12 protein-coding genes are annotated in these 11,536 nt (G+C 31.7%); 2 read left to right on the top strand and 10 right to left on the bottom strand.

The features are described 5' to 3' along the window. Positions 1 to 54 precede the first annotated feature (54 nt). The 3 genes from LQ682_RS12515 to LQ682_RS12505 are packed head-to-tail and all read right to left on the bottom strand — an operon-like array spanning position 55 to position 1,958. On the bottom strand, positions 55 to 756 hold the full coding sequence (locus tag LQ682_RS12515; RefSeq protein WP_239724457.1) for an ATP-binding cassette domain-containing protein: 702 nt from the start codon (positions 754 to 756) through the stop codon (positions 55 to 57). Further along, complete coding sequence (locus LQ682_RS12510) at positions 749 to 1,240, bottom strand: ABC transporter ATP-binding protein (RefSeq protein WP_239724455.1); 492 nt, start codon at positions 1,238 to 1,240, stop codon at positions 749 to 751. The genes LQ682_RS12515 and LQ682_RS12510 overlap by 8 nt, the downstream gene beginning before the upstream one ends. 10 nt (positions 1,241 to 1,250) lie before the next feature. Then, the gene (locus LQ682_RS12505) at positions 1,251 to 1,958 is read right to left on the bottom strand and encodes an energy-coupling factor transporter transmembrane component T (protein ID WP_239724448.1); all 708 of its coding nucleotides are present in this window, start codon (positions 1,956 to 1,958) and stop codon (positions 1,251 to 1,253) included. 269 nt (positions 1,959 to 2,227) lie between these two features. Here LQ682_RS12505 and LQ682_RS12500 point away from each other — a divergent pair, with 269 nt between their 5' ends. Continuing rightward, the gene (locus LQ682_RS12500; RefSeq protein WP_016999823.1) at positions 2,228 to 2,962 is read left to right on the top strand and encodes an NAD-dependent protein deacylase; all 735 of its coding nucleotides are present in this window, start codon (positions 2,228 to 2,230) and stop codon (positions 2,960 to 2,962) included. Positions 2,963 to 3,228: 266 nt separating this feature from the next. Beyond that, positions 3,229 to 4,233 (top strand): M23 family metallopeptidase, encoded by a 1,005-nt coding sequence (locus LQ682_RS12495; RefSeq protein ID WP_218729489.1) that lies wholly within the window; start codon positions 3,229 to 3,231, stop codon positions 4,231 to 4,233. Between the two features lie 86 nt (positions 4,234 to 4,319). On the opposite strand, the gene LQ682_RS12490 is transcribed toward LQ682_RS12495, so the two are convergent. The 7 genes from LQ682_RS12490 to LQ682_RS12460 form a co-directional block, all read right to left on the bottom strand. Continuing rightward, the gene (locus tag LQ682_RS12490; RefSeq protein WP_239724447.1) at positions 4,320 to 5,252 is read right to left on the bottom strand and encodes a ketopantoate reductase family protein; all 933 of its coding nucleotides are present in this window, start codon (positions 5,250 to 5,252) and stop codon (positions 4,320 to 4,322) included. 99 nt (positions 5,253 to 5,351) lie between these two features. Beyond that, a complete protein-coding gene (locus tag LQ682_RS12485; protein WP_239724437.1) occupies positions 5,352 to 6,290 on the bottom strand; it encodes a TDT family transporter in 939 nt (312 codons plus the stop codon). Then, the gene (locus LQ682_RS12480) at positions 6,205 to 7,125 is read right to left on the bottom strand and encodes a putative glycoside hydrolase (protein WP_239724430.1); all 921 of its coding nucleotides are present in this window, start codon (positions 7,123 to 7,125) and stop codon (positions 6,205 to 6,207) included. Before LQ682_RS12480 ends, LQ682_RS12485 begins: the two co-directional genes overlap by 86 nt. Before the next feature lie 234 nt (positions 7,126 to 7,359). Beyond that, positions 7,360 to 8,682, bottom strand: a complete 1,323-nt coding sequence (gene gtfB, locus LQ682_RS12475; protein ID WP_218729886.1) for an accessory Sec system glycosylation chaperone GtfB — start codon at positions 8,680 to 8,682, stop codon at positions 7,360 to 7,362. After that, on the bottom strand, positions 8,675 to 10,180 hold the full coding sequence (gene gtfA / locus LQ682_RS12470; RefSeq protein ID WP_218729885.1) for an accessory Sec system glycosyltransferase GtfA: 1,506 nt from the start codon (positions 10,178 to 10,180) through the stop codon (positions 8,675 to 8,677). Before gtfA ends, gtfB begins: the two co-directional genes overlap by 8 nt. A gap of 44 nt (positions 10,181 to 10,224) precedes the next feature. Further along, positions 10,225 to 10,413, bottom strand: coding sequence for a hypothetical protein (locus tag LQ682_RS12465; protein ID WP_064205183.1), 189 nt, complete (start codon positions 10,411 to 10,413; stop codon positions 10,225 to 10,227). A 109-nt stretch (positions 10,414 to 10,522) separates the two neighbouring features. Beyond that, the coding region (locus LQ682_RS12460) for an LPXTG cell wall anchor domain-containing protein (RefSeq protein ID WP_239724429.1) at positions 10,523 to 11,536 on the bottom strand (1,014 nt) is incomplete at its 5' end.

Genomic DNA, 11,536 nt, shown 5'->3' with positions numbered 1-11,536 from the left:
TACTATTCCCCCAGGCGTCAGCACTTTCTAAAACCACTAAAAAACAGCTACTTCCTAATATATAGAAAGTAGCTGTTTTGTATATTGATGTCGTTCTTCGTTAAATAGTTGTTCTATTTTAAAGTCGTCTAGTATTTCTCCTTCTTTCATAACGATAATACGATCTACGAATTGATTTAAGAAGACTATGTCGTGTGAAATCATAAGCATGCCTTTATTTGTTTGTTCGTAATAGGCTTTTAGAACTTTAATCATTCTTTGTTCTGCTATTACATTTAGGCTTGCTGTAATTTCATCGCATACTAGCATGTCTGGTTCTAACATTAATGTGCGTATTGTATTAAATCTTTGTAATTGGCCACCGCTAAGTTCGTCTGGAAATCGCTCTAATAGTTTTTCGTCTAATTGCATATATTTCATCAACTTTTCTAGACGTTCACGAACTGTTTCTGATTGGATGTTTTTATAGTATCTTATAGGTTCTTCTAGTGATGTTTTAATTTTAAATTTTGGATTAAAACTATTATATGCGTGTTGGAATATTGGCAACATACTTAAACCATTTGTTGAATAATCACCTTGATAATTTTTTAATAGTCCTAACATTATATGTGCTAATGTTGTCTTACCAGAACCACTTTCACCTACTAAAACGTTAACTTTACTTTTACGTAACGCCAAATCAAGATGTTGTACAAGTGATACTCCAGCACTATCTTTTATTGTTAAGTTAGATATTTCTAAAATGTTAACCATCGGCATCATGCTGACATACAGTCACGCCTATACAAGCAATCAGCTGTTTCTCCCCACCAGAGAGGTTGAAAATATCACGGTCTAATAGCCTTTGAAGGTGAGACGATTCCGTAACATCTTGAATACGTTGTTTAATTTTTGAAGGGGGCATCTCATAATTTTCAGCTTCAAACGCAAGTTCACTTGTCGTGTTTAAACAGAAAAATTGTGACCTTGGGTTTTGAAAGACTGAACCACTATGACGAGCAATATCGTAAATGGTTTCTTCTTGAATATTGTCGCCATTAATAAGTGCTTCACCATCTATCTCACCCTTAAAAAAATGAGGTATTAAGCCATTAAATAAACGTGTGACCGTAGTCTTACCGCAACCTGAAGGGCCTGTTAAACAGACAACTTCACCTTTTTTAATGTTTAAATTAATATCCCGGATACCTTGATCACCATTTTCATAAGTAAATGAAATGTTTTTTAATTGGTTCATATGTATAACCTCACAATAGATAATAAAAAATTGTTAAAACGACTGCTAAAACTAGTATAGATACGTCATACCATTTGAGCCTTAACTGTATAATTGCCGTTTTCGGACGTGTAATATTTAACCCTTTGGTTACCGAAGCAATCGTAAGCTCATCAGCAATTTTAATCACACTGTTTAAGACAGGAACCATTCTATACTCTATGTATGTAATCGGCCTATCGAGTGTATTACGCAAAGATATGTTACGCATTCTCATCGCATCATCAATATATGAAGACTCTTCTTTAATAGTAGGCAAAAAGCGAAACATGACAGCAATAGGGATTGTTATTTTGCGTGAACACTTAAGCCTCTCAAGACCTTCGATTAATTCTTCTACTTGCGTCGTGTTTAAAAAATAATACCCCATCACAACAGTTGGCATAAAACGTGTAACAATACCTGCTGGAACAAAAATTAATATATCGTATAACTGACTTTCTCCTCTTATAAGAATAGCTTCGGCATACCACCCTAAAAATATAATTAAGCAAAACACAGTACCTTTAACAATTTCTTTATTAGCTACAACTAACAAACTAGGAATAAGCAAGATAACTAATCTCGCATAGATACTGTTTCCCGTAATGTTTCCTGTAATCGCAATAAAAGATATAATAATCATTAAAAAAAGGTTGGTACGAGGGTCTACTGTAAAGAAAACTTGTTTTTTGTTCATTTATATCATCACCGCACGTATAAAATATATTGCAATCAGTAGTTAACCCACCCATAAAATCATCCATAATCTAAGACAAAATAAAAAAATAATTTATACCTTAATAAATCGTAATCATTACGTTTATATTATCACGATAATTACTAGTAATGTCAAGGTCATTAGTAAATTAATGGTTATCTCCACTTATTTGCTTAAATGAGTATTAGAATTTAAAATTGAATTAAGTATAAGAAATGAATTCAAATTTTTAATGGAGTGATATAAGTATGAATCGTAATATTGAACAGTTAAAAGACATCATTGATGCTTCTAACAAAATTACATTTTTTACAGGCGCGGGTATATCTGTAGCAAGTGGTATTCCTGACTTTCGTTCTATAGGCGGTTTATACGACGAAATTTCAGAAAAAGGTTACTCACCTGAATATTTATTAAGTGATGATTATTTAAAAAATAATCCAGAGGGTTTTATTAATTTTTGCCATCAGTACTTACTATTTGCTGATAAAAAACCTAATATCGTTCATGATTGGATAGCACAACTTGAAGAAGATGGTCGTTCATTAGGTGTAATAACTCAAAATATTGATGGTCTTCATTCGGATGCTGGTAGTGTAAATACAGACGAACTACACGGTACTTTAAACCTGTTTTATTGTACGCAATGCGACCAACAATATTCGAAAGCTCATGTTATAGATAATGATTTACGACATTGTGAAAATTGTGGCAGCCCAATTAGACCTGACATTGTTCTTTATGGGGAAATGTTAGACCAAGGCACTATATTTAATGCACTTCATAAAATAAAAGAAGCAGAAACGTTAGTCGTCTTAGGTTCTTCACTCGTCGTTCAACCAGCAGCAGGACTTATTTCGAATTTTGAAGGACAAAACCTTATCATTATTAACAAAGAGGCTACCCCTTATGATAGTGATGCCAATTTAGTTATTAATGAAGACATGGTATCAGTCATTAAAAAACTTAAAAATATAGAGTAAATCATATAGTATGATTTATAATTAATATTTCAATACAAAAATTCCTTATCAATAATTGATAAGGAATTTTTTCGTGTATTAGTTCTATAATCTACTATTCATCAGTTCTATATATTAATTTTGAATATTATAAAAAAAGTAATCATATTATATAATTATTACACTTTATTAACTCGAAGGAACAAAGCAATTACAAGTGTTTATTTCACTCTATACCCATGATAAATTTGTATCAGTTATTTTAAGAAAGGGAAGGTTTAAACATAATGAAGAAATTATTAACAAGCTCTATAGCAACTATAGGGATACTAACAATGGGAATATCACAATATGAAGCAGATGCAGCAGAGCAAGATACCGCATCTAATCAAGCTACATCAGGTTATGAAAATGGAGCTTACTATACAATAGATTCTAACGGGAATTTTCATCACACTTTAGATGGAAATTGGAATCAATCAATGTTCGACAATAAAGAATATCAATCTTATGAAATAGATGAAAATGGTGCTTACCATTATTACTACTTTACTAAAGGCGGACAAAACTACGCACCTAGCCAATCACATAACTCGATTGAAAATAATGGTTACAATGTTGAACAATCAAACGTGAATAATGAAGCGTCAAATAATAATGAAACTTCAAACAATAATACAACTTACCAAGACACAAATGTTAATGAAAATACGAATGCAGAATATAAAGCACCTTCAAATGAAACTGTTTCTTCACTAGAAGATACTCAGTCAAATGCAGCTCAGTCAGAAGACACTAATCAAAATTCTGATCAAGCACAAGTAAATAATAACGAGAATTCAGAGAGAGCAGAAAATGTAACTGAGAGTTCTCAAAAATCTGAAGGCACTGATCAAGCTTCATCAAATTGGTTATCTAAAAATGCTAAACTTCAAGAGTATGGCCAATATCATGGTGGCGGTGCACATTACGGCATAGACTATGACATGGAAGAAAATACACCAGTATACTCACTTGCTGATGGAACAGTTATTCAAAGTGGATGGAGTAACTATGGTGGCGGAAACCAAGTTACAATCCAAGAAAAAGATAGCGATTATTATCAATGGTATATGCATATGAATAAATTAAATGTTGAAAAAGGCGACGAAGTAAAAGCTGGTCAACAAATTGGTGAATCAGGTAGCACTGGTAACTCAACAGCACCTCATTTACACTTCCAACGTATGAAGGGTGGCGTAGGTAACGAATACGCAGTTAACCCAGAATCATATGTTAATGGCAACCAATAAAATATAAATATGAAACTACAAATAAAACTCTTTCAAAATTATCTACCTTGAAAGAGTTTTTATTTATATTAATATAATTTGATTCGCTACATAATCTTCATTTCTAATTGGTGTATTTGATGTGTAAGCAACGTATTTATTGGAGTTGGTATGCCTAATTCTTCTCCATATGCTGAAATTTGTCCATTAAGATAGTCTATTTCTGTTAATCGACCTTTGTTATAATCTTGATGCATTGATGGATAATGAAGCCCTTGTGTTTCTTTAGGGTAAGCCGCTTCAATTTTATTTAATAGTAATTTACCGTCTAATTCAACATTTCTTGCTCTAGCTACAGACACTATTTCTTCAATCATTGGAATAACCATTTCACGTGAATGTTCATAGCTGCCAAATTCATAAATAGTTTTATCTAATATCGTGCACAGTGGGTTTAACACACTATTCAATGTTGCTTTGGACCATATCGATTTGAAAATATCATCACTTACTCGTGCATTTAAATTTGCATCATTTAGTAACTGAAGTATCGCGTTAGATTGTTCATCGACAATACCGTCTGAACGATGAAAGTCTATATAACCCCCACCTTCTAGCAACAACTGACCGGGACCTCTTAATCCAGCTGTACACATTACGACAGCAAGATAAACCTGTGACATTGGAACGAATTTTGATAATCTCTCTCCATGACCTAAACCGTTCATCATGCATAATATTGCAGTATCCTTATGAATTGAACCAGCCTCTTTTAAGCGTTGCATCATTTTTTCAGAGTTCATCGCCTTTGTTAAGATGATAATCAGATCAAATGAATCTGATACATCCTTAGACAATACTGCTGGAACATCGACTGTATAAACATCCGTTTCAGTTTTAACCTCAACACCATGTTTGTTAATACGTTGAACATGTTCTTCCCAGTCATCAATTAGTTCCACATCATAACCAGCCTGTTTCAAGGAAACACCGATTCGACCACCCATTGCACCTGCACAAGCTATAGCTATTTTATACATATTGTACACTCCTCATTGCCATTTTAATGATAAACATCCAGAATAAAAGTACTATTCTAAAATGTTATATCAATAAACTATTTTTCTTATATAATATATTTACCCATAAACCACATTTTTTAAAATTAAAAAGAGAATATATTTATAAAGAACATAGACTACAATGAGAGTTGCCCATATAATTTCAATAATTGATATGACATTGACTAAATTCGTAATTGTATCGTTTAAATTGAGATTTTGATTCACATTATAAAGTGATGCTGCAGTTGTCACCCATGGGAACGTCAGCGCTGAAAAGGAGACTTTAAATCCTTCTTTCATGATTTTAGGCAATAATATTAAAGTAAATACAAATAACAATTGCGAAAGTACTAAAAACGCCGATACATAAGCAATTGAGTAACTTGAATGATTTAAAATATAACTATTTAAGCAAAGAGCTGCCGGTGCACTCATAATAATTACCATTGTAAACTGTTCCTGATTATATGTTTGCCATGCTTTAGTAAATAATATATATCCAAGTATTAATATTAAAAATATTGATCCAAGAATGATCGCTATGTTACCTATACTAGTATTGAATGCAGACGATGTTTCACCAATAACGCCTATTCCAACAAACATCACAAACCAACTCGTATTTGGCCAAGACTTATAATTTCTAAATGCGTAAAATCCAATAAATATTATGATAAAACTCATATGTAATAAAATAGATACATACCAAATAACATTTAAAATATATGCGCCCACTAAAAATTGAGTTTTAACAATAGACACCAATATCATTAACGTCATAGGTAGCGCTGGAAGAATAGCAAATGTATTTATATTTTTAAGTTCTTTTAAAAACATGGTTGGATAAACAATCCATTTTAAAGTGACAATTAAAAGTATTGCACAGGAAATAATAAAGAAAGACAAGCCAAATAACGTTAAGTTTAAATTATAAAATAAATTGCTTAACGCCATAACACCTAAAGCCAATCCACATATTGCGATTGGGGTTCTTTTCAACCCTGTTTTTAACATGTCCAATACCTGGTGTTTCTTTAACTGTAGCTGCGTAACCAAATACATCTGCGGATGTTTTAACGTCATATGATTTTAAATCTTTACGTGCTGTTTTTAAAAACTCTGTAATTGTATCTACACGTTGTTTGATATTATTTAAATCGCTACCTTTGTATTTACCATTGGAATATTGTAATTCCGCGTCTTTGTTTTCAAACCCTTCTGGGAAACGAACATAATCAAATTGTACTTCTTTAAATCCTGCTTTAGCAGCTTCTTTCGCTACTTCTATATTATAGTTCCATACATTATCATCAAACGGATTTATAAAGCTGTCTCCACCTTCATTTTCCCACACATTACCATCAGCCGTTTTAAACGAACAATCAGGTTTTTGATGAGCTAAATTAGAATCTTTAAATGTAACAACACGCGCGATTGGATAGATATCATTCTTTTCCATTTCTTTGATGATTTTTTTAACATCTACACTGTCTACTGTATTACTACTAATTAACTTATTATCACTTTTGAAGTCCATCGTAATATTACCTGAATCATCTTTAACATCGATAACCAATGCATTTAATTCTGTTTCGTTTATAAACTTAATCAATTCATCAAATTGTTCTCCACTTGCTGAATCTAGTGTCACGTAAATACCTTTCACACCATCTTTAGGATAGTCAATATCACTATATGTATCTTTCTCTGATTCATTACTATCTTTCTTATCTTTACTACTAGTTTCCTTTTGTTCACTGCTATTCTTCTTCTCGTTGTTTGAATCAGTATCGTTATTACAAGCTGACATAACCAAGATAACTGCAAGCGCCACTGCTAAAAACTTCATGATTTCATCATTTTCTCCCCTTATTTCTATATATATTGATTTTGAAAAAGTTTCTAAACATTATATTATTCCACGCTTCGCATTTTACAGATTTTTACTATTTTAAACAAGGTATATTTTTATTTTAAAATAAAAGTAAAAAACAAAAGAGTCGATATTTAATTAAAACGAACTATAGTAAAAACTCCCAACGGCTTTATTAAAAAGTCATTAGGAGTTTTTGAATGTTGGATTTCATTTTACAGATTCAATAAATGTCACTTTATCGATAGCATTTGCTTGTTCTAATTGTAATTCTAAATATTTATCGAATATATCATTATTTTGAGTAACTTCTTCTAACCTAGTAATGAGCGTATGTGGATACTCTACATCAAACAGATTAATTGGTGCTGTTACTACGTTATTGTGCGCAGTTGCTTCATAACCTAAAATTAATAATTTATAGTCAAATGCTGCTCTAACTGCATCTAATATTTCATTGCCTTTATTAATGTCTAAATAGATATCACATTTTTCATAAAGGGCTTTAAATTCACTCTTTTTAGCATTTGGATATAATTTAACATTTGTATATTTATTGAAGTTTAGTAAATTCTTAGACATCTCAGTCATTGCCGCAATATGAAAATCTAAATGTGGTTGTGCTTGTACAATTTCCTTTAAATGTGGTATTTGGTCTGAATTTGTTAGTATCAACACCTGGTTAGAATAGTTATTAGATTTCAGGAAGTTGTATACATATCCAGATTTTCGGATACGATTTTTCCATTTATCACTAATGGATTCTTTAACTTTTTCGTAAGCTCTATTACCCGGCACAATAATGCTGAATGATCTACGTTCTTTAGACAATATATTTTCCATATGACGAATAACATCACTCGTAATATCTCCTTGCCAATATAAATAGTCATTACTAGAAGCATTTAAACCATTCATCACTGCAGCAGGAATAGAAAATGAATTGATTAAAAATTGTTCTGATTCTAAACCTGCAACTTGAATATAAAAATTAACAAATTGTATTTTCGAATGAAAGAAGTATTCTTTATCTTTCCAATTCAAAATAACATCATTTGTAATGAAGTTCTCAACTATAAACACTTCACCTTTAGCGTTAAAGTAATGTTTTAATATTCTTCTATGTGTGCTAGGGTCCAATAATACTTGAGCATACCTGTATCCATATTTATTATAATAATCGATATACTGAGTATGACCTTGGTTGTTTAACCACTCAATTCGCTCTACTATTCTGTGCTTATAATTCTTTTTATAAATAATTCTAGCTTTAATTTCACCTGTATCTTTAATTACTGCCTCATTATTATTACCTTCAATCATCCAAAATTCTGGTGTTTTTACTTGGTTAAAAAATAATGGTTTAATAGGCATTTTTTCATTATTTGCAAAGTATTCATACGGTGTTTTAACATCTTCCGGAAGAAAACCATCTGCTTCAATAACGATTGTTTGCCTCTTTATATTAGAAAACTTAAACGAATTATAAAGGACAATCGTTTGTTTATCAAAAGCTTCAAATAAATTAATCATAAAGCACCTCTTCAATTAAATCATTCCACTGGCTTTTTACAGAACTTTGCGTAAATTGTTCTGCAATTTTATAAGAAGCTTCATGGAAATAATTTGTGTCATTTTCAAAAAATTGAATTATAGCTTCAGCAATTTTTTTCACTATTATAGACTCAGATTCCACGTTCAGTTTAATTGGTATGAGATATCCATTTTTTTGATCGTCAATAAAAGTCGGATTCCCGTAATTGACATCAAAACCAATAAGACCTAGTCCTGAACCTATCGCTTCCATCAATGTTAATCCAAATCCTTCACTCGTTGATCCTGATAAAAATAACTCATAATTCTCATATACTTGATTTAAATTCACATGACCATGTAATGCGATATAACTTTCGGCATTATTTTCACTAATGAGATTTTTCAACATCTGTTTTTGTGAACCTTCTCCATATATATCAAATGTTATTTCAGGTATTTTCTGCTTTGCAACTGCTACTGCCTTAATTAACCAATCCACGTGTTTTTCAAGTGCTAACCTTGAAGCCGTAATAATAGAATAAGATTTTCTGTTTAATGGTTGTGGTAAACTTTTTAAATTACCTACAGGGATTGTATATATTTTAGGCTTGATATGATTATACTTCTCCATTTGGTGTGCCAAAAGTTTATTTTGAATATCCGTTGCCGTGATAAAGAAATCTACTTTCTGAGCATTGGTGAATACATATTCATAGTGGTTATTCCAAAGTATATAATCTTCATTCGATGTTGAGGCATTGTAATGTTCTGCATGAATCACTACACCTAATTTAGCCTGGTTTTTATTTTCTAACATAACTTGGCCGACATCTTTTGAACGATCCAATAAAATTATATCATTCTGTGATAACTGAAGTTTTTTCATAAAATATGCAATAAAACTTTGCTTGGAATATAGTATTTTTTCTTTAAATACAAACATACTGTCATCATCATTTATATATTCACTGTATGCCGTAGAACCATCTTCATTATAAAAGACTCTCATATATAATTTAGCCATATTGTCTTCAGGTGCATAATATTCTGAAAAAATACGAACATAGGAATAATAATCTTTTCGTAGTAATTTACCTCTTGATATATATTCAACTCTATCCACAATATCGCTATCTTCATCTTTTAAATGACAAACGATATAGTTGCTGTTTTTGTTATAGAAATACTTTTTAATTTTTCCTTCATCTTCTGTTTTTGTTATATCATCGTTAAGTGATTGAATAACCTCTTCTAACTTAACACTCGAAGGCGCAATTTTGATATCTGTGAAAAATTGATATAACCATACTACTTCATCATCATTAAATCCTAAATTTTTTGTTAGTGTCTGTATATTTTCAGTTTTTATAAATTCTAAAAACACGAACTTTAATTTTTCTTCTCTTTCCCTTAAAGCTTGAGCTCTGTATAGCTGCGCATACTCTACACCACTACTAGCCCATCCAATACTATAGTTCATGCTATATATCGTCATTAATTACACCTCAATAACTAAAGTTTAAACCACAATTTCACCTATCAAATAAACAATTTTACTATGCTAAAAATCATTATTGCCAATATAATAAACTTACCAAAGAATTTAAAAGTCAGAAATTCTTTTTTCGTATTTTGTTGAATTGTTTCAGCATCATATTCATTTAATTCTTCTTCAATTTGTTTATTAATTTCATCTAGTTCTTCTGTTTCTTTTATATTTTCACTCATATATCACACTTCCTATAACTATAGAGATTTTTATTTACTTAGTATAACAAAATAAGCCAAGGAGAATATCCTCAGCTGTATTTTGTATTGATATTCAAATCAAATTCTATTAATTATTATCTGTTTCTTTTTTACGACTTCTTCTAAATAATGCCAATCCACCTAATCCAAGGAGGCCTGCTAATAACCCATTTTTCGTTGCCTCATCACCCGTGTCTGGTAACTCTGAAGCTTTGTCTTTATCATTTTGGTTCGCTTCATTATCAGAATCTGAATCCATTGGTGATTCTTGTTCACTTAATGATTCTGATTCGCTTAGTGATTCACTCGCGCTCAATGATTCTGACTCGCTTAATGATTCGCTTTCACTCATTGACTCTGACTCACTTAGTGATTCACTTGTACTCAACGATTCTGACTCGCTTAATGATTCACTTGCACTTAATGATTCTGACTCGCTTAGTGATTCACTCGCGCTCAATGATTCTGACTCGCTTAGTGATTCACTCTCGCTCAATGATTCTGACTCGCTTAATGATTCGCTTTCACTCAATGACTCCGACTCACTTAATGATTCACTCACGCTCAATGACTCTGACTCACTTAGAGACTCACTTTCACTCAATGACTCCGACTCGCTTAATGACTCGCTTGTACTTAATGATTCTGACTCACTTAGAGATTCACTTGCACTCAATGATTCTGACTCACTTAATGACTCACTTTCACTTAATGATTCTGACTCACTTAATGACTCACTTTCACTTAATGATTCTGACTCACTTAATGACTCACTTTCACTCAATGATTCTGATTCGCTTAATGATTCGCTTGCACTCAATGATTCCGACTCGCTTAACGATTCACTCGCGCTCAATGATTCTGACTCGCTTAATGATTCACTTGTACTTAATGACTCCGACTCGCTTAATGACTCGCTTGTACTTAATGACTCCGACTCACTTAATGATTCACTCGCACTTAATGACTCACTTTCACTCAATGATTCCGACTCACTTAATGACTCACTTGTGCTTAATGACTCTGATTCACTTAATGACTCACTTAATGATTCGCTTGCACTCAACGATTCTGACTCACTTAATGACTCGCTTGCACTCAA

The organism is Mammaliicoccus sp. A-M4 (genome assembly GCF_022386955.1).
Lineage (GTDB): Bacteria > Bacillota > Bacilli > Staphylococcales > Staphylococcaceae > Mammaliicoccus > Mammaliicoccus lentus.
The sequence above is the reverse complement of the archived record's forward strand: the minus strand, read 5'-3'. Positions and strand labels throughout refer to the sequence as shown.

Excerpts from the sequence above, each read along its gene's own strand:
- LQ682_RS12515 (WP_239724457.1), bottom strand. The coding sequence starts at position 756 with ATGGTTAACATTTTAGAAATATCTAACTTAACAATAAAAGATAGTGCT.
- LQ682_RS12510 (WP_239724455.1), bottom strand. The coding sequence starts at position 1,240 with ATGAACCAATTAAAAAACATTTCATTTACTTATGAAAATGGTGATCAA.
- LQ682_RS12505 (WP_239724448.1), bottom strand. The coding sequence starts at position 1,958 with ATGAACAAAAAACAAGTTTTCTTTACAGTAGACCCTCGTACCAACCTT.
- LQ682_RS12500 (WP_016999823.1), top strand. The coding sequence starts at position 2,228 with ATGAATCGTAATATTGAACAGTTAAAAGACATCATTGATGCTTCTAAC.
- LQ682_RS12495 (WP_218729489.1), top strand. The coding sequence starts at position 3,229 with ATGAAGAAATTATTAACAAGCTCTATAGCAACTATAGGGATACTAACA.
- LQ682_RS12490 (WP_239724447.1), bottom strand. The coding sequence starts at position 5,252 with ATGTATAAAATAGCTATAGCTTGTGCAGGTGCAATGGGTGGTCGAATC.
- LQ682_RS12485 (WP_239724437.1), bottom strand. The coding sequence starts at position 6,290 with ATGTTAAAAACAGGGTTGAAAAGAACCCCAATCGCAATATGTGGATTG.
- LQ682_RS12480 (WP_239724430.1), bottom strand. The coding sequence starts at position 7,125 with ATGAAGTTTTTAGCAGTGGCGCTTGCAGTTATCTTGGTTATGTCAGCT.
- gtfB (WP_218729886.1), bottom strand. The coding sequence starts at position 8,682 with ATGATTAATTTATTTGAAGCTTTTGATAAACAAACGATTGTCCTTTAT.
- gtfA (WP_218729885.1), bottom strand. The coding sequence starts at position 10,180 with ATGACGATATATAGCATGAACTATAGTATTGGATGGGCTAGTAGTGGT.
- LQ682_RS12465 (WP_064205183.1), bottom strand. The coding sequence starts at position 10,413 with ATGAGTGAAAATATAAAAGAAACAGAAGAACTAGATGAAATTAATAAA.